19 protein-coding genes and 2 pseudogenes are annotated in these 18,056 nt (G+C 59.4%); 13 read left to right on the top strand and 8 right to left on the bottom strand.

Features of this window, described 5'->3' with window-relative positions:
• Positions 1–985: 985 nt before the first annotated feature.
• The 7 genes from P3T21_RS26640 to P3T21_RS26670 all read left to right on the top strand — a co-directional run bounded on the left by P3T21_RS26640 (position 986) and on the right by P3T21_RS26670 (position 6,394).
• Positions 986–1,573 (top strand): BPSL1445 family SYLF domain-containing lipoprotein, encoded by a 588-nt coding sequence (locus P3T21_RS26640; RefSeq protein WP_429258961.1) that lies wholly within the window; start codon positions 986–988, stop codon positions 1,571–1,573.
• A gap of 61 nt (positions 1,574–1,634) precedes the next feature.
• The gene (locus P3T21_RS26645) at positions 1,635–1,982 is read left to right on the top strand and encodes a hypothetical protein (protein ID WP_429258962.1); all 348 of its coding nucleotides are present in this window, start codon (positions 1,635–1,637) and stop codon (positions 1,980–1,982) included.
• A 207-nt stretch (positions 1,983–2,189) separates the two neighbouring features.
• Entirely contained in the window at positions 2,190–3,491 is a 1,302-nt protein-coding gene (locus tag P3T21_RS26650; RefSeq protein ID WP_429259063.1) for an NRAMP family divalent metal transporter, read from the top strand.
• A 326-nt stretch (positions 3,492–3,817) separates the two neighbouring features.
• Positions 3,818–4,300 (top strand): Spy/CpxP family protein refolding chaperone, encoded by a 483-nt coding sequence (locus tag P3T21_RS26655; protein WP_429258963.1) that lies wholly within the window; start codon positions 3,818–3,820, stop codon positions 4,298–4,300.
• Positions 4,301–4,316: 16 nt separating this feature from the next.
• Positions 4,317–4,853 (top strand): hypothetical protein, encoded by a 537-nt coding sequence (locus P3T21_RS26660; protein WP_429258964.1) that lies wholly within the window; start codon positions 4,317–4,319, stop codon positions 4,851–4,853.
• 188 nt (positions 4,854–5,041) lie between these two features.
• Complete coding sequence (locus P3T21_RS26665; RefSeq protein ID WP_429258965.1) at positions 5,042–5,362, top strand: ATP-binding protein; 321 nt, start codon at positions 5,042–5,044, stop codon at positions 5,360–5,362.
• Positions 5,363–5,674: 312 nt separating this feature from the next.
• Positions 5,675–6,394, top strand: a complete 720-nt coding sequence (locus tag P3T21_RS26670; protein WP_429258966.1) for a Crp/Fnr family transcriptional regulator — start codon at positions 5,675–5,677, stop codon at positions 6,392–6,394.
• A 33-nt stretch (positions 6,395–6,427) separates the two neighbouring features.
• Here the strand turns inward: P3T21_RS26670 and P3T21_RS26675 are convergent.
• The 4 genes and pseudogenes from P3T21_RS26675 to P3T21_RS26690 all read right to left on the bottom strand — a co-directional run.
• Positions 6,428–6,721 (bottom strand): annotated as a pseudogene (locus P3T21_RS26675) (alcohol dehydrogenase); the annotation flags it as partial.
• Positions 6,722–6,736: 15 nt separating this feature from the next.
• The gene (locus tag P3T21_RS26680; RefSeq protein WP_429258967.1) at positions 6,737–7,570 is read right to left on the bottom strand and encodes a PRC-barrel domain-containing protein; all 834 of its coding nucleotides are present in this window, start codon (positions 7,568–7,570) and stop codon (positions 6,737–6,739) included.
• A gap of 32 nt (positions 7,571–7,602) precedes the next feature.
• Entirely contained in the window at positions 7,603–7,749 is a 147-nt protein-coding gene (locus P3T21_RS26685; protein WP_429258968.1) for a DUF3096 domain-containing protein, read from the bottom strand.
• Between the two features lie 62 nt (positions 7,750–7,811).
• Positions 7,812–8,402 (bottom strand): BPSL1445 family SYLF domain-containing lipoprotein, encoded by a 591-nt coding sequence (locus tag P3T21_RS26690; RefSeq protein WP_429258969.1) that lies wholly within the window; start codon positions 8,400–8,402, stop codon positions 7,812–7,814.
• A 344-nt stretch (positions 8,403–8,746) separates the two neighbouring features.
• Here P3T21_RS26690 and P3T21_RS26695 point away from each other — a divergent pair, with 344 nt between their 5' ends.
• From P3T21_RS26695 to P3T21_RS26720, 6 genes and pseudogenes are all read left to right on the top strand, one after another.
• The gene (locus P3T21_RS26695; protein ID WP_429258970.1) at positions 8,747–8,902 is read left to right on the top strand and encodes a hypothetical protein; all 156 of its coding nucleotides are present in this window, start codon (positions 8,747–8,749) and stop codon (positions 8,900–8,902) included.
• Between the two features lie 517 nt (positions 8,903–9,419).
• Positions 9,420–9,692, top strand: coding sequence for a hypothetical protein (locus P3T21_RS26700; RefSeq protein ID WP_429258971.1), 273 nt, complete (start codon positions 9,420–9,422; stop codon positions 9,690–9,692).
• A 42-nt stretch (positions 9,693–9,734) separates the two neighbouring features.
• A complete protein-coding gene (locus P3T21_RS26705; protein ID WP_429258972.1) occupies positions 9,735–10,778 on the top strand; it encodes a rod shape-determining protein in 1,044 nt (347 codons plus the stop codon).
• Positions 10,779–11,044: 266 nt separating this feature from the next.
• A complete protein-coding gene (locus P3T21_RS26710; RefSeq protein WP_429258973.1) occupies positions 11,045–11,551 on the top strand; it encodes a hypothetical protein in 507 nt (168 codons plus the stop codon).
• 9 nt (positions 11,552–11,560) lie between these two features.
• Positions 11,561–11,749 carry a hypothetical protein gene (locus tag P3T21_RS26715; RefSeq protein WP_429258974.1) on the top strand — a complete coding sequence of 63 codons (189 nt, stop codon included), beginning with the start codon at positions 11,561–11,563 and terminating at the stop codon, positions 11,747–11,749.
• A gap of 953 nt (positions 11,750–12,702) precedes the next feature.
• Positions 12,703–12,903, top strand: a pseudogene (locus P3T21_RS26720) (glycosyltransferase); the annotation flags it as partial.
• Between the two features lie 156 nt (positions 12,904–13,059).
• Here P3T21_RS26720 and P3T21_RS26725 read toward each other — a convergent pair.
• The 4 genes from P3T21_RS26725 to P3T21_RS26740 all read right to left on the bottom strand — a co-directional run bounded on the left by P3T21_RS26725 (position 13,060) and on the right by P3T21_RS26740 (position 17,987).
• Positions 13,060–13,779: a Crp/Fnr family transcriptional regulator gene (locus P3T21_RS26725; protein WP_429258975.1), complete on the bottom strand. Its 720-nt coding sequence runs from the start codon at positions 13,777–13,779 to the stop codon at positions 13,060–13,062.
• A gap of 685 nt (positions 13,780–14,464) precedes the next feature.
• On the bottom strand, positions 14,465–15,835 hold the full coding sequence (locus tag P3T21_RS26730; RefSeq protein ID WP_429258976.1) for a DesA family fatty acid desaturase: 1,371 nt from the start codon (positions 15,833–15,835) through the stop codon (positions 14,465–14,467).
• Between the two features lie 483 nt (positions 15,836–16,318).
• Entirely contained in the window at positions 16,319–16,948 is a 630-nt protein-coding gene (locus P3T21_RS26735; protein WP_429258977.1) for a BON domain-containing protein, read from the bottom strand.
• Positions 16,875–17,987 (bottom strand): hypothetical protein, encoded by a 1,113-nt coding sequence (locus tag P3T21_RS26740; RefSeq protein ID WP_429258978.1) that lies wholly within the window; start codon positions 17,985–17,987, stop codon positions 16,875–16,877. The genes P3T21_RS26735 and P3T21_RS26740 overlap by 74 nt, the downstream gene beginning before the upstream one ends.
• Positions 17,988–18,056 lie beyond the last annotated feature (69 nt).

Genomic DNA, 18,056 nt, shown 5'->3' on the forward strand with positions numbered 1-18,056 from the left:
CAATTCAGTTCGGGCATGGCGTACATGTCTGCGTGGGTGGGAAACGCGGATCGCACAGCGAAACCGGAATCACAAGGATCGAACTGTCTGGTGGCGCACTTGCATCGCAATGACGCTCGCCGCCATGCGCGTGGCGGAAAGCAATAGCGTGATCGGATCGAGGTCATGATGGCCACTCCTTGCTGGTTGAGCGGCCTGGACGGTCAATCGGAAAGAATCAGGTTGCACGGGGCTGTCTCAAGCGCCTAACGTGAAGACGCAGGGCGCCTGCGGATACGATGCTCGCACCTTTACAGGAAGTCGGTACGGTGCCGTACCGGGCCCGGCAATCATCGCCAGGCTGGGTTGCATCACCCCGTGCCGTCACTTATCTCTTGATATTCGTGACGCTATTCGTGGGTCGATAGCGCCACTTGGCTGCCGTCGGGTCGATTCCGGCTGCACCCTGCGTGCGCTTCCTGGCGCGTTCCTCGTCGGCATGGCCGTATTCCACCCGCCTATCCCGGGTGGGGTTATTAGCATCGGGCAGCAATGACATAAGTTCTCCGTATGTCGACTATATGACGGTTCGAAGTGATCGGGTCGTCGGCGCAATAGCGAGTCGCACAAACGCGCTCCCCGGACCGGATCGCTTCCAGTGACTACAGCCCGTAGCGCTCACGCAAGCTGCATCTCAGACAATGCCTGATCGGCCCGAGGATACGCTTCCCATACTCGATCTGGTGTCCCTATCGGTAAAAAAAGACCGGGAATCAGCGCCATACCGATCAGGATTCCACGCCTTGCCATGGCATCGCGTGCCCTCGCCGGAGTTGGAGACGACTTGCAGCAAACATCGCACCGGCCTCATACGGTGTGCAAAACAACATGGAAGCTAGAACAGATCGTACAGTCAATAAAGCCGTACGTCGGTACGCTGTCGTACCGCATTGCCACGCCCTCCGGCGTAGGGTCATAGACATCATTGGAAACCCAGGAGAGCATCATGCTTAGACGAACATTCATATGGACTACGCCAGGCTCGATCATGGCACTAGGCCTCGCGATCTCCGGTTGCACCACAACCGGTCAATCAAACGCCAGCGGTCAGCAGATAGACAAGCGCCACGCGATCGATGCAGGCGTCGACTCGACCCTTACGCGCCTTTATGGCGCGGCGAATGGCTCGCGTGAGCTGGTTGGCAAAGCTCATGGTGTGCTGATATTTCCGTCAGTCATCGATGCTGCCCTCGTGGTCGGCGGCCAGTATGGCGAAGGATCGTTGCGCGTGGGTGGCCATACGGTCGGGTACTACAGCACGGCAACGGGTTCGGTTGGCTGGCAGGCCGGCGCCCAATCGCGCGCTATCGTGTTCCTCTTCATGACCCAGGAGTCGCTCGACAAGTTCCGTAGCAGGGACGGCTGGTCGGCCGGCGGAGACGCGTCGGTGGCCGTGCTGAAACTCGGCGCGAACGGCGCCGTCGACACCACCACGGCCACGGGCCAGGTGGATGCGTTCGTTCTGGCAAATGGCGGGTTGATGGCGGGCGCGTCGCTTCAAGGCACCAAGGTCACACGGCTCACGACGCTCTAAGGCGCAAGGCAGACAGGACATCGCATGCGCGGTGTCCTCGTTTCCAGATTGCGGAGAAATCATGCTGCGAAGCGTAAGGAGCCTGCACGGATGCGTCATTCGTGCGTTTGACGGCGATATAGGCTCTGTCAACCAGGTCTACTTCGACGACGAAGCCTGGGCCATTCGTTACCCGATTGTCGATACGCACAACTGGTGGCCTGGCGGCAAGGAAGTGTTGATCGCGACCGACTGGATCCACACGGTCGACTGGTTCGCGTCCACCGTGTCAACGTCGCTTACCCGCGAGGTCATCCAGCATAGCCCGTTATACGACAAGTCGGTTCCAATCCATCGTAGCTACGAAGTGGCGCTGCACCAGTTTTACGGCAAACACGGGTACTGGTCGAACGCGCGTATTCGCCGATAAGCGCCGTCACACCTGACAGCGCGCGACGCAAACGCAGCTTCGACCATCGTGTGAGCCTTGTCGACGATACGGATTACCTGTGTTTCACCGGGGAACTTTCCGCCCTGTTGCCGCGCAATGGCAGCGCGATTGCCGGGCGCACGATCGAGCATCCGATTACCCTTTTTGTCCGGGACGTCCGAAACAGCAGCCACGGAGCAGCACAAAATGGATACCCTTCCGCAGGTCCAACCCCAAGCCAGCATCAAGCAGCCGGATCATCCAAAGATTCTGCAGATCATGGGGCCTGGCTTGATCACGGGAGCCTCCGACGACGACCCCAGCGGCATCGCGACCTATTCGCAGGTCGGTGCGCAGTTCGGGTACAGCCTCGCGTGGACCTTGCTGTTCAGCTATCCACTCATGGCAGCCATTCAGGAAATCAGCGCGCGCATCGGGCGCGTCACCGGCTATGGCATCGCCGGAAATCTACGCCGTCACTACACACCGTGGCTCTCGAGCGCGATCGTCGGCATGCTGCTGGTTGCGAATGTCATCAATCTTGGCGCGGATCTTGGTGCAATGGGGGCTGCGCTGAAACTGTTGATCCCCGGCCCCGCCCTGCTGTACGTGTGTCTCTTCGGTCTGATTTCTGCCGCTCTGGAGATCTTCACCCAATATTCGCGCTACGTGTCGGTCCTGAAATGGCTGTGCCTGTCGCTGTTCAGCTACGTCATCTGTGCGTTCGTGGTGAAGGTGCCGTGGGCCGAGGTGGGTCGGGCCGTGGTCTGGCCGCAGTTTTCACTCAAACCCGACTATCTGGTAGCGATCGTGGCTGTCATGGGGACGACCATCAGCCCGTACCTGTTCTTCTGGCAGGCTGAACAGGAAGTCGAAGACGAGAAGGAACGCCCTGGCGCACTGGCCCTCACCCGCGCTCCCGAACAGGCGCGCTCCGAGTTCAGCCGCATCCGTATCGATACGTATCTTGGCATGGCGATATCGAACGTCATCGCATTCTTTATTGTCGTCACCACCGCGACGACGCTGCACGCCCACGGCATCACTAACATTCAAACCTCGGCCGAGGCCGCTGAAGCCCTGCGCGCGGTCGCGGGCCAGTTCACTTTTGTCGTATTCGCCGCGGGCATTATCGGCACGGGGATGCTGACGCTTCCCGTCCTCGCCGGATCGGCCGCTTACGCCGTGGGCGAACTGTTTTCATGGCGTGTCGGACTCGCGCGCCGGCCGTTCCAGGCCAAGGCGTTTTATGCGGTCGTCGCCGCGGCAACGTTGATTGGTGTCGGCCTGAACTTCACCGCCATCGATCCCGTCAAGGCGCTTTACTGGAGCGCGGTGCTCAATGGGATTGTCGCCGTGCCGGTGATGGTCGCCATGATGTTTCTGTCGATGCGACCGGACATCATGGCCGGATTTACCTTGCCGCGGACGTTGAGGATACTGGGATGGATCGCGACGATCGTCATGGCAACCACGGTTTTCGCCATGGCAATTACATGGCTCGGATGAGCATCGCTTCGAAGGAGTGCAGGAGAGGGCCGGTTCAGGCAAGCCGCGTGGATCGCGCACACGCCGCTATCCGTTGTCCGGTAGATGCCATTGCGCCGCCCGGGAGCGGATAGTGTGGCGCGACGTGCGCACAGCCAACACCCTGCACGTAAAGGTATAAGGGATCGGTGCAGTGACCTCCCTGTTCAAGAGCCCTGAGCGTTTGCGTCCGGCACCGGACAGACGCCGACCGGAAACAGGCGCACACATGAACTGTTCGATCACCGCCCGCCCGCAACGAAAAGTATGCAGTGGCGAGCATTTACCAGGTTGCCTCGGAGACCACGATGAAATTCACCACCGTTACCGCCCAGCGAGCACGTTCGCCTGCTCTCATGGCAGCGTTCGTTCTCGCGGTAACTGCGTTCGCCAGTCCTGCAGGCGCTGCGACGACGGCGCAAAATCGAGCGCCCGCACATGTCATGACCGTCGCAGCCCATGAATCCGTGGATACACGCATCAGCAGCCTTCACAACAGGCTTCAGATCACGGCTGACCAGGAAGCACTCTGGCAAAAAGTCGCGCAGGTCATGCGCGACAACGCGACAACCATGGATGCGCTCAAAGACGCACGCAGGAGTCACGCAAACAGCATGAGCGCGATGGATGATCTCAAGGCCTACGGTCTGGCCGCCGATGCGCACGCTGACGGCATCCGAAAGCTGACGCCGGCGTTTCAGACGCTATACGACAGCATGTCCGACGTCCAGAAAAAGAACGCCGATCTGATTTTCCGGACCGATCGCCACCATGCGACGAAGAAGAGCTAAACGCGGGATCCCCGTAATGGGCAGCGACCTGATGCCGCCAGAAGCGTTGCCGGCATCGGATCGCAAACAGGAGTACATGATGAGAAGCACTGAACTGCGAACCGCCTGCAAAGGTTCGATTAAGGCCCGGATCGTAACCGCATCGGCCGTCACGCTGGCCATCGGCTGTCTGTCGATGGCGCCCGCGCTTGGCGAAGACTACAACCACCAGGAGAACCAGCAACATACGACAAATGGCGAGAACCACTATAACCAGGGAAATCGACAAGATCACAGGAATCAACACGAGCAACAGGCCCAACGTTATCAACGCGAGCAACAGACCCAACGTTATCAGCACGAGCAACAGGCCCAGCGTTATCAACACGAGCAACAGACCCAACGTTATCAACACGAGCAGCAGACCCAACACTATCAACACGATCAATACGATGCCCAGCGCTACGGTGACTATTATCGTGGTCAGGACTATGTCTACGCTCCGCCGCCCGTTGTATATGCCCCTGAGCCGTCGCCAGGCATCAGTCTGTTCATACCGCTTCAGTTTCGTTAGCAGGAAACATGAGACCGTAGAAGTCCACCCTGGGCGCACCAGCGGCCCTCGGGCCGCTCTCGCGAGGCAGGCATAAGCGGGAATCCGGCAACTGGCACGAAAGGAACCTTTCGACAATCACTCGCGCCCGTTACCGCAGCGCGGTTCGCCATTGCATGAGATTCACGCGCTGCAATCCGGGGATCAACATGTCAGTCCATCCAGCGTTCTTCCGGTTTTCCGTGAGCCAGCTTCCCGTTTATCCGGCAAATCCGTCAGACGAAATCGTGGCATGCCCGCCCCGGTCAGCTGTCGCGACTCCGCCTCACATTTTCGATCTCTTCGCCCAATCGAGCAGAACGATTGCCGCCAGTGCCGGTGGCCTGGGGATTGGACTCGCCGTCGTGAAGGCGATTGCCGCCGCCCATGGCGGAACCGCTTCGGCCAGCAGCGCCGGCGCCGGATCTGGCAGTCAATTTCTGGTCCGTCTGCCCACTATTGCGGTGCGGCAAGACGTTCGCTACGCGTGAAGTTCTGAACGCAGCCGGCGCCATGGCGCAGGCGCGTTGCCGCTCATTTGAAAGCGCAGCGGCCGTGCACAGAAGGCGTTTTCCGGAGCGGGTTACACAGGATCGTCATCTGTCTGCGCGTCCCGGCGGACTATAATCCACAGCAGACACGCCAGATCGGAATCAGGAGGGCGCCGCTGCGCGGGACCATGCAGCGGCGCCCTTTCGGTTCGACTGACGCGACTGCGCACCGCTTTTTTAAGCCTGATACTATGAAGAGCGATGCCGCGACACCGTTGCACAGTGTTCAGGCAGGACCTCCAGGAGCAGCACATGACAAACGGGCAGGATCCGAAAAAAAATCATCTGCTTGCGGTTGTGCAAGAGGCAGAGTGGCTGCGTCTTGGACCTCATCTGGTCCGGGTCGACATGCCTCTCGGGCAGGTCGTATATGAATCTGGCGACCGGCTCGATCACGTGTATTTCCCAACTACGTCGATCGTCTCACTGCTCTATGTCATGGAAGACGGCGCGTCCGCTGAAATCGCGATCGTCGGCAATGAAGGGCTGATCGGCATTGCACTCTTCATGGGCGGCGAAACCACGCCAAGTCGGGCAATCGTGCAAAGCGCGGGTGAAGCGTACCGGCTCGATGCCCGGATCCTGAAAGAGGAATTTCACCGAGCAGGCCCGGTTCAGCGCCTGTTGTTGCGCTATACCCAGGCACTCATCACGCAGATGGCCCAGACCGCCGTTTGCAACCGTCATCACTCCATTGACCAGCAACTCTGTCGCTGGCTGCTGCTGAGCATCGATCGCCTGCCGTCAAATGAACTAAAGATGACGCAGGAACTGATCGCCAACATGCTTGGCGTGCGTCGATCCGGGGTCACCGAAGCGGCATTGAAACTGCAGGACGCGGGGTTGATCCGCTACAGTCATGGTCATATCGAAGTGCTGGATCGCCCGGGGCTCGAAAAGCGTGTCTGCGAGTGCTACGGCGTGGTGAGACGGGAATTCGACCGTCTGTTGCCGGCCCTGAAGGCGCTGTAGGCAGCGCGGCATTCCGCGCCAGACGGCCCCCGACTAAAGCTCGATGATCACCTTGAGCGCCTGTGTTTCTGCTGCGTGCGCAAAGGTTTCGTAGGCATCCAGGATGTCGTCGAGCCTGAAGCGATGTGTAATCAGCAGCGCGGCGTCGAGCCGGTCAGCGCGCAAGCTTCTGAGCAGCATGGGTGTGCTGACCGTGTCGACCAGTCGTGTGGTGATGGTGATGTTTCGATCCCACGGACGCTCCAGATGCAGATCCACCTTCGTTCAGTGCACGCCAACGTTGGCAATCGTGCCGCCCGGGGCGACCAGCTCCGCACATGGTTCAAAGTAGCTTCGCGCGCTTTACGGACCAGGAACGTGTACCGGCGATTCAGGCCGCGATGCCGCTACGTTCTCCGACTTCTCTGCCCAGTACCCTTTCTTGCCATAAAACGCGTAGAGTTCCGTCTCGTAGTCCCGGACTACCGGGACTCTGCTGTCATAGGCCGGACTATCCTTGATGGCGTCGCAGGTAAGCTCTGTAGAGACGGTGGTTTCGTACCAGTCGATCAGGAAAATCCAGTCGGTTGAGATCAGCACTTCCTTTGCCGCTGGCCACCAGTTTCGCGTATCCACGACCAGATAGCGCATGGTCCAGGTCTCGTCGTCGAAAATGAATCCGGACACGTGACCGAAAACGCCATCAGCAGCCTCGATGTGATAGCCGTCCACGGCGTCAGTACTGCGCAGATGGCTATCCCCTGGGGGCTTGTCCGCGTACAGCGCAAGCTGCTCGCGCGTATCTGTTGAAACATCCGGCAGCAACCCGGGACCGAATGCGGGGTAGCTGCTCATCCCCCACACTCCCAGGCCACCCCAGTAGTTCGGGTACCCGTAGTAGCGAAGGTATTCCGCTTCATGCTGGCGTGACACAGGTTTGTGCGTGTCGATGGCCGGACTGTCGCTGACCTGCTGACGCGTCAGATCGACGTGCACGCTCGTCGCGCCCGGATCCGAGTGCCTGACTGAGTACGGTGAGATCAACACGCGCCGCTCACTGATCCAGTTTCCCGTCTTGACGACGAGATAGCGAATACCCCACGCTTCATCATCGAAGTAGACTTCCTCGATGCTGCCTATTTCGCCATCGCTGGCGGCGACGGTGCATCCCTTGAGACTCTCGATGGTTCGCAACATGGTTCAATACTCCTGCCGCTGGCAACACGGCATCAATGAAGATGGCCTCCGAACAGCCCCAGCAGCCCGATGACAATCAGATAGATTGCAACGATATAGTTCAACAGGCGCGGCACCACCAGAATCAGAATGCCAGCGATCAGTGAAACCAGTGGGCCTGCGCTCGTCAGATAGTGCATGATGTTTCTCGTCAAAACCAAAACGATAAGTGAGCGCGTTCGAGGCGCGGCGGCCCTGTCCGCTAGAGCGCGTTGAGCCGGGTCACCTTCGTGCCGTCAACTGTCGCTCCCGCCATCAAGCCACCGTTCGTCAGCACGAAAGCGTCAACCTGCCCCGTCGCGGTGCCCGTGTCGACATTGCCGTTCGCACCGATTTTCAGTACCGCCACCGATGCGTCGCCACCGGCTGACCAGCCCTCGCTATTGCGGAATCGATCGAGTGCGCTCTCAGTCATGAACAGAAAGACGATTGCCCTGGATTGCGCGCCGACCTGTAGCCCGACGGACGCCGTTACGGTGCTGTAGTACTCCACCGACCGTCCGCCGACGCGCAGCGCGCCTTCGCCATACTGTCCGCCCAGACCGAAGCCCGCATCGAGGACCGATGGGAAGATCAGCATGCCGCGAGATTTGCCGACCAGTTCGCGCGAGCCGGGAGCAATGTTGTAAAGGCGTGCGAGGGTTGAGTCGGCACCTGCATCGATGATGTGGCGCTTTTCCGTCTGACGGGCCATCGTATCTGGCGCATTGCCGGTCGTCGTGCAGCCGGATAGCGCAACGCCGATCGCGAGGATCGAGCCCGGCGCGCCCCACATGAACGTTCGTCGTTGCACCGCCGTCTCCCGTTTTTTTCCGATGTTTCCAACGCTACGCCCAATCCGGTCCCGATGCGGTACGACAGCGTACAGACAGGCGATCGCATTGTTCGTAATCTGGAGCCTGATGACCGGCAAAGTGATTTGCCGGGCTACTGGCTTCGCGGCTGTGCAGATGGAAGTCAATCAGGCCGGGGATTGCGGAGTGATTCGAGCGCGTTTGCACGAACGCTCAACCCGAGCAGCATGATCGGCGTGATCGTGATAGCCGTACTTGTCATGGTCCTGATGGGGAAGATGTAGAGCCCGTCTTTGGCCGCCAACGCAGCCAGTGGCCAGCGCAACAACTTGAAAGGAACGACATGATCTACGCGATGTGGGGTATTTCGACCGCGATGGCGTTGATGTTCACCATCGCGTTCTACAGGTATCGACAGAGTCTCGTGCGAAAGCAGGAGATCCGCTGGCTGGGTGAACATCACGTATTGGACAGGCTGCGTGAGCGGCTTGGACTGTAGCCACAGGCGCACTCTCCGGTGGGAAACGGGAGGTGCCTTAGGTTTTCGCGAAGTTTTTACAGGGAGGAAACTGTGTCGTGTCAAGCGTTCGAAAAGGACCTCGCTCACCTTGAGCGCATTGTCCCGCAACTCGTTGCGACAAGCCCCCTTGGCCTCGAGTATTGGCGCGATCGGATTATTTCCCTGAAATCAATGCAGGAGCTAAATCCCCACTGTATCAAGCGGGTAACGCGCCTGCTCAGACTGGTCGACCAGATCGAAGGCCGGTCGGAATCGCGTGCAAACGCCGTTCGAGGCGGCGTTTGAGTCGCGTACCTGCCCGAACAAACACGCGCAGCTGCGGGTCTGACTACCCGCTATATGTTCCGCCCGTCTGGTGTTCTCGTTGAAGACTTCAAAGACTTGTATGTTCGCCGGGATCGCGTATGGGCGGGTCGCTAGTAACCATCAACGGAGCTGTGTGGATACCAGCGTTTGTGTGCCTTGAACGGCGCCATCTTTCTCGGAGTACAAGATCATGACCATCCCCACCATCGAGTACAAGGGCTACGTATTGAGTGCCTATTCAACCCAGGTATTTCCGCCGCACCGCGATCCATACGCCAAAGGGCCGCGCCGCTTCTCATCAGTCGTCAGGATTGACGCGCCGCCCTCTTCTGGCGTCGAACCACAGCGCTATGCAACGCAGTATGTCGACGCTGATCCCACGCAATCCGTCGATGCACTCAACCTCGCGATGCAATTTGGCAAGGACATTATTGACGACAAGATCCACGTGAACGAACTTTGAGGCGCCTCCCAGAGCCTGACATCAAGCGAGACAGGATTTCGAATGCTCGGATTTCTGCGCAGCTACTTTTCCAACGGCCTGGCGATTGATCTCAGCACTTCGAACACACTGATCTACATGCGCGGCAAAGGCATCGTCCTGGACGAATCTTCGGTCGTGTCGATTCGTCAGGAAGGCGGCCCGAGCGGAAAAAAGACCATTCTGGCAGTTGGCAAGGAAGCCAAGGAGATGCTCGGCAAGGTGCCGGGCAACATTGAAGCCATCCGCCCGATGAAGGACGGTGTGATCGCCGACTTTAACATCACCCAGCAGATGATCAAGCAGTTCATCCGGATGGTGCACGCACCGCGTATATTTGCGCCGTCGCCGCGCATCATTATCTGCGTGCCGTGCGGGTCCACTCAGGTCGAAAGGCGTGCAATCAAGGAAGCCGCGCATAGCGCGGGCGCGTCGCAGGTCTACCTGATCGAAGAGCCCATGGCCGCCGCAACCGGCGCAGGCCTGCCCGTGTCCGAAGCGATTGGCTCGATGATCGTCGATATCGGCGGTGGGACCACCGAAGTGGGTGTCATTTCGCTCGGCGGCATCGTGTACAAAGGCTCCGTGCGCGTCGGCGGCGACAAGTTCGACGAAGCCATTGTCAACTATATCCGCCGCAACTATGGGATGCTGATCGGCGAACAAACCGCCGAATCCGTCAAGAAGGAAATCGGCTCTGCTTTCCCGGGCTCGGAAGTCAAGGAAATGGAAGTGAAAGGTCGCAATATGTCAGAAGGGATACCACGCAGCTTCACGGTCTCCAGCAATGAGATCCTGGAAGCCCTCACCGATCCGCTGAACCAGATCGTATCGGCGGTCAAGATCGCGCTCGAGCAAACGCCTCCAGAGCTCGGCGCCGATATCGCCGAGCGCGGCATCACGCTCGCGGGCGGCGGAGCACTGCTACGCGACCTTGATCGGCTGCTCGCCGAGGAGACCGGTCTGCCGGTGTTCGTTGCCGAAGACCCGCTGACCTGTGTCGTGCGCGGATCGGGCATGGCACTCGAACGCATGGACAAATTCGGTAGCGCCTTCGCCTACGAATGAGCGTGGCGGCGCTGTCGCGAGGTAAGGTCTCTGCGGTGGCCAGACCTGGTCAATTTATATTTCCACTTATCCAGCCTTCCTGGAGATGCTCTGGACCGGTGGTGCAGCGCGGAGCGCAGGTCGCGCAGTCGTTTTTGCCGATCTCCGGCGAGGGACCTTGCCGCGATGATGGGCGCTATCTGCGGTAATCGAAGACCGCTACCGTACAGACTTTTCCTGTAGTACGTGGGAACGTGTAGTGCGAAAGAATCTTTTTCACCGCTACCATGACAAACGCCGTTCTCAACACGCTGCTAACCGTGCTTACCGCCATCAGTGCTGGACTCGCTCCCGCACCGTCCTACGCCTACGCACTCGATCCGCAACTCGACTGTAAATCGAGTGCGCACGCTTTCATCGCCCCACTCCTGAACGACCAGTACATCGATCCGAGTCCGATGCGCGTCGAAGCGAACTCGGTCAACGCTTTTCGACCGACGCACAGCAGCACCCTGACGGCATTTGGCTTTCGCGTCTACGCGGTTCTTGGGTATGAACACGACGATGCGATCTTCAAAAGCGGCGGCGGCCAGGCCATCCCCGACTCGTCCTATGGCGCGATAGTAGTCGGCCCAGCGGAGTCGGTCGAAGCGCGCGTACGCGAGGCCGGCAGCGACGCGGTCGTCCACCAGGTAGTCCCCCTGTTGCTCACGGCCATTTTCTGCGAGGGGCCGCACCCCGCAACACAACCGGACAACGCGCAGGCGTCTGCGCTGAACGACAGAAAGAAGTAAAGGAAAGTCATGAAGAAGCGAAACCTCACATGGACGCTGATCGTCCTGTCTCTGATTTCCGGCCTGGGCGCGTGCATCCTGGTTCCTGTCGGCGGCTATGGCTATAGCGGCGACAACCACCAGCGTGGCGACTACCACCAGGGCGGCGAATATCACCAAAGCGGCAACTACGATCATGAAGGCCGCAACCATTACTAGACCACGCACCGAATGACCCCGCATTGCGCAGGCGCGGGGGAGGAAAGACAGTTCGTGGTCCGCTCACGGTGCATGGCCCGCTGATCGTTCGTGGCAACCTTGAAGTAAGCGGCCCGCTCACTGTCGATGGACCTGCCGGTGCCGTGGGGAGTATCGATGCCGGCGGCCCGATTGTCGAGCGTCACCAGGCGCCTTAGGTTGCACGGCGCGTCGACGCCAACCCAATGTCCGACAAATCCGCGCAGCCCCCGCGCGGATAGAAGGACGATTGTCCGATACCGTACCGGCTGCATCGACCGGATACGAGAAAGTAAGATTTATTAGCGCGCACGCAGGCGGCTCGACATGTCCCTTCCAGGGAGCATGTGCAGCGAGAGCCTCCGGTCCCGTGCGCCGTCATGATCAAAGTGGCAATCGCAGATGCCCATCCCGTCTTGCCCGACGGCGTGCGCACAGCGCTCGAAAGCACCAACGATTTCGAAGTCGTGGGCGAAGCCGGGGACGGCTCAAGTAGTACACGTGCACTTGCGCTCCCGACTGACGCGCGTGACACCTGGACAGCAAACGCTTCTTCCGAATGCATTGCTGGCAGGAACGGTCACAAAGAATCCAGTCACGTAGCCTGAGACCCCAGGACCGCTACCGTACAGACACCTCGGTGTCGTATGTGCGAATGTGAACTTACACCCTGTGCGTACCGATTGTTCATGGGCAGCTCTCGTGCGGCACGCATTCGCGGACGGCCGGTAACTGGCGCGACGATGCAAATCGTCGTTGTGACAGAACGTTGGAGTCACGAGACCTGCCGCTGGTTGGTCATGACCTGCGCGCTACGCGATGTCACCGTTTATCGGGGTGAATTCAAGGAGCGTGTCATGTACAACATCGTCTGGCTCGTAGGGGCCGTGGTTATCGTTCTGTTTGTGCTCGGCTACGTTGGATTGAGGTAAGCCGTGAGCCCACGGTGGAGAACGTCGTCATCGGGATCCCGTCATTTACAGATGATGGCCTGCGCCACCCCGGTGATTGCATTCAATCGTGGTTCTGTGCCTGAAGTGATCGACCACGGTGTGACCGGCTACATCTGCGAGGACGCCCAGGGCGCGGTGGCTGCATTGCGACGCCTGAATGAACTGTCGCGCACTGAAATCCGAACTTTCATATGAATACTTCCGGGAAGATTGCAGCGAACGTATCACTGTGGGCAGATTGTAGCCCTCACGAAAAGCGCCTCTCCGTGAAGCCGTCCCATCCAACTCCGCTTTGGCACGCTAATGCCGTTCAGGCAGGGGATAGCACCCATGCGATTTCTATAGCGCTTTCAAATCGGGCAACAACCGGTCGAATTCGCGCTTCACCACGCCGTAACACTCGCACACGCGCTGTTCGAGCCCCGGTCGATCCAGTACTTCGATATGACCGTGACTGTAGCGAATCAGCCCCGCATCCTGCAGTTTCAACGCCGCTTCGGTGACACCGGATCGGCGTACGCCCAGCATGTTGGCGATCAGCTCCTGGGTCATTCCCAGTTCGTTCGACAACAGGCGGTCGATGCTGAGCAGCAGCCATCGGCACAACTGCTGGTCGATCGAATGGTGCCGGTTGCAAACGGCGGTCTGTGCCATCTGTGTGATCAAGGCCTGTGTATAGCGCAGTAGCAGGCGTTGTACCGGACCCGCACGGTGGAATTCCTCTTTCAGGATGTGGGCATCCAGCCGGTAGGCCTTGCCTGCACTTTGCACGACCGCCCGGCTCGGCGTGCTTTCGCCGCCCATGAAGAGGGCAATGCCGATCAGCCCTTCATTACCGACGATCGCGATTTCGGCGGACGCACCGTCCTCCAGGACATACAGCAGCGACACGATGCAGGTCGTCGGGAAATAGATGTGATCAAGGCGGTCCCCCGATTCGTAGATGACGCGACCGAGCGGCATATCCACCAATACCAGATGCGGAGCCAGGCGCGCCCACTCCGCTGCAGGCAGCACCGAGAGCAGGTGATTTTCGTTTTGAGGATACTCGTACGACATTTGCCACTCTCTGCAGCCTGTCCAGAACCGCCCCGGTTTCGCCGACGATTTCCTGACGGGTGAAGATGGATAAAGGGATCAATGCCCCTAACGGCCCGGCGGGCGCGCGGCGGCGTCGCCGCCATACGCCAATCTTCGCCGGGCGCTGCGTCTACACCGTTAAATTATAGGTCGCGCGCGAATGACGGCCAGTGACGCAATCCCCCAATGACCTCCAACCGGGCGCCAGCGCTTCCTCGTTGACGAGCGGCGAAAGCAGCACAAGATGCGTCTCCGGCCTGCGGGACTCGACCGCACGCGACCGCTCATGTGCGGTCGCAAACACCACAGTGGTTCGTGACAATCGGCAGCCGGAGCGCAAACTCGCTGCCTGCACCCTGCCCGGCGCTCGTCGCCGAGGCGAGCCGAAATCGCGGATACACAGAGATTGAAGCCGTAGGGTCTCAGATGCAATGCGGTAAGTCCGCACGGTGACGGTCAGATCGGTAAAACAGCCGGATCGCGGGGATTGGGGCTGCGGCTGAGCTACAACTCTGTCCCGAATGCGTTGCCGCGGGAGCGGCCTTTCATTCCCGCCTCCTGACTCGATTCCTGACCGCTCACCGGCCCCCTCACGTGACAGACCACGTCATTGGTTTGTACACCGCCCCGCAACGGAAAGAGGCCGCGGGCGCCGAGCCGGATGTCACCCGTACTGGCGAAGTCGCAGCGAGAACTCTTCGAGCGCGTTGATGCCACTTTGCTCGGCACGACGACACCAGTCCTGCAACTGCAGGAGCAACTGTTCGCGGGACGCATTCGACCGTTTCCAGATCGCGGACAGTTCCTCGCGCAGTTCGACGTAGGTGCGCAGCTTCCGATCGTGCTCGTACATTTCCGTCAACGGCGGATGTCGCGGCTTGCCGTGAGTCACCGGCTCCTCGCGTAGCCAGTTCCTTACGCCGCGTATAAGAAGGAACTTCTCATGGCGGCTGAAGTGCTCCGTGCTTGCCAGTTCGTGCCGGTAGGCACGCTCGGCCGCCCGGGCGTAGCTCGCCATAATCTCGTAGCGGTTTCGCAGTACAGCTTGCAGCGTGTCGTCGTCGAGCTCCAACTTGCCTTTGACCAGACGCGGCGCCGTCGCCACTTTCCTGACCTTTGCCAGTCCCAGCGTAGACAGGATGCAAATGTACATCCAGCCGATATCGAGCTCGTACCATCTGTTCGATAGCTTTGCAGATGTTGCATAGGCGTGGTGGTTGTTGTGAAGTTCTTCGCCGCCGATCAGGATGCCAAGGGGAATAACGTTCGCGCTGTCATCTGGAGTACCGAATTTGCGGTAACCCACGAAATGGCCCAGACCGTTGACCACGCCCGCTGCCCAGAACGGTATCCATATCATCTGGACGGCCCACACCGACACGCCGACGACACCGAATAGAGCAACATCGATGACCATCAGCAAGCTTATTCCGAGGTTCGGGTACTTCGCGTAGATGTTCCGTTCGATCCAGTCGGCCGGCGTACCATAGCCAAATCTGCGCAGTGTTTCCTCGTTCCTTGTTTCGGCTCGGTAGAGTTCAGCACCTCCGAACAGCACCCTCCAGATTCCGCTGATCCGCGGGCTGTGCGGGTCCTCATTAGTCTCGCACTTCGCATGGTGCTTGCGGTGGACCGCTGCCCATTCACCCGTCACCATGCCCGTCGTCATCCACAGCCAGAACCGGAAGAAATGGCTGACAAGCGGATGCAGCTCAAGTGCCCTATGCGCCTGGCAACGGTGGAGGTACACCGTCACGCTGATGATCGTGACATGTGTCGATATCAGTGTGGCTAGCAAGATCTGCCACCAGAAAAGGGAAAGCAGACCGTCGGAGAGGAACGCGATTGAATTGCTGACCAAGTGGACCTTCTTTCTACGGGCAACGTAGCGGCTTGCAGTTGCCTCTACATTCCACGCGGGTAGTGAATGGAATGCGTCCGATCCTCTGCGCAGCGACGGACGCAGGCCAAACCCACAGGCCAAACCGATTGCCAGAAATGAAGCGACGCGAAATCGGTCACGGCTATTTCGCATCCGTCTAGACCGCCTCGCGCCCGAACGTCACTCACACGATGAACGCAACTGTGGAGAATATCGGTACGGTGTCGTACCGGGGGCGCGTTCCGTGGCGGCATCTGATGCGTCGTTTGCTCGAAGCGACGCGTTGGCCACCACCAGCAACGTCGCGCCCTGGTCGCAAAGCGTTGCATCAAGGTCTTCAAACTTCTTCAGCAACTTTGTTCGTAGTATGTGGTAACTGATAGCGAGACATAGGGAAATCGCGCTCACCAGCCTGTTTGGCTGGCGAGCGATAAGGACGCCGCCGCGAACCGGGTATTGCAGTCCGATATGTCGGCGCGGTGATCGAAAGCGTCTTTAAACACGCTGCATGCAAGGGCATCCGAAGTCGATACGGTGGCGTACGCGAGAGGAAGGCATGAGGGTGCGCGTTGCGACGCCGAGTCTTTAGTGCTCCCCCTTGTGTGCAGTCGCCCGCGGCAACCCATTCTCAACCGGCTATCCGCCTGCGACGGTGAGGGCGGACGTGTCAACGCTCTTCACGCCTTTCACTTTCTCAGCGATGTCCTTCACGTGATCGACGGCGTCCTGGTTTGACAGAGCCCCCTTCAGAACCACCACGCCGTGAATCGTCTCCACGCTCACATCGAAACCCTTGCTGACGCTGTCCGCAAGGATCCCGGACTTCACCTTGGTGGTGATCCAGCTATCAGATGCGACCCGCTCTGTCTTTGTGACCGCCTCGTGCGTCCGGGCCGATGCCTTGCTGCTCGCGGGTGTTTTCAGGTTGTTGTCGACGCTCTTGACGCCATCGACTGACTTTGTCGCCGCCTCAGCCACGGTCTTCGCGTTTGAGTTGCTTGCCGAGCCGTCGAGCGTGACCACGCCGTTGGTCGTGGTCACGCTGATGTCAGATTTTTTGAGGCTGTCATCACCCATCAGCCTGGCCTTCACCCTGGTCGTGATGACGGTATCGGTGAGCATCGCGCTTACGCTGTCGCTGTGGGGCTGCGGGATGGTTTCATCCCCCGAGGCTGCGCCAGCCGTCCCGATGCTAACCCCGGTAATCAGACCGACTGCAATCAACGTGTTGAGAACTGCGGTTCTGCAAAAATAGGTCCTGCTCATGATGCTTCTCCGATTTGCTTTCTGTACGACTTGATTCACGAAAGGTGACTCGCCAGTGTCCAAAAGAGCCGTTATCGTGAAGATGTCCAACTACTGGTGGTTCTGACTGCGGCCTTCGTCCTGGTTCTCGCCCCCTCTCTTGAGGCGCCGTTTGGGCGCGTTGCATCTGTGACGGCGGCTGCATCGATTGCGCCTGATGCATCGGCTGTGAGGGTGGTGCCTGCTGTGCGACATGCTCTGGCTGCCGTTTTTGTCGCTGCTGTAGCTGTTGTTGATCCGGCTGCGAATGCAGTTGCTGCCGCTGCTCCAGCTGTTGTTGATCCGGCTGCGGATGCGGTTGCTGCCGCTGCTCTAGCTGTTGTTGATTCGGCTGCGAACGCAGTTCCTGAGTCGACGATCGTTGCATAGGCGCTTGCTGCTGAGGCCCGGCGCGTGAGCTGCCCGGGTTGCCCTGCTGTCGATAATCCTGCCGCGTTACGGCATCACCTGGCTGATAGCGGTAGTTCGCGGATCGAATCGCATATTGTTGTTCTCCCGTACGTGGATAGCGGTCCCCTGAGTACTGTCGCTGGTAGTCTGGCGGCGGGGCTGCACGTGGGACGGCGCGCCGGTCCCAATGGTCCCATCCGGTTCGACGAGCCTCCCAGTCGCGGCCCCAGCGCTCACTCCAGTGTGGCGGAGCGTTGGCGCTCCAGTCACGAAAATACGCAGGAGGCTCGCGGTAGTAGCGCACAGGAATGCGCAGCACAAACGGTGGCACATCCATTGGCCCCACCGACTGCCACGGACCGTTGTACCAACTGCTCGAATACCAGTTGTCCTGCTGGTACACCCAGTACAGGCCGTCGTAGAAGAAGTAATTCGAATTCGCTTGAGGCGCGTAGTAAACGGGGTAGCCCGGCACTGGAACGAGTTCGGGATATGACTGCATGTTGGTACCGATGTTGACGCCCGGCACTCCGACATCGACGCTGATCTGGCCGTGGACTGAGATTGCCGGGCACAACAACATCGATAGCGCAATAATCAGGTAACGCATTTTTGCCCCCGATAAGGAGTACTTTATCAGCGCAAGCGCCGGGTACTGTGCATTGATCCCGGTCAACAG

It is taken from the genome of Paraburkholderia sp. GAS334, from assembly GCF_050436625.1.
Taxonomy (GTDB): Bacteria; Pseudomonadota; Gammaproteobacteria; order Burkholderiales; family Burkholderiaceae; genus Paraburkholderia.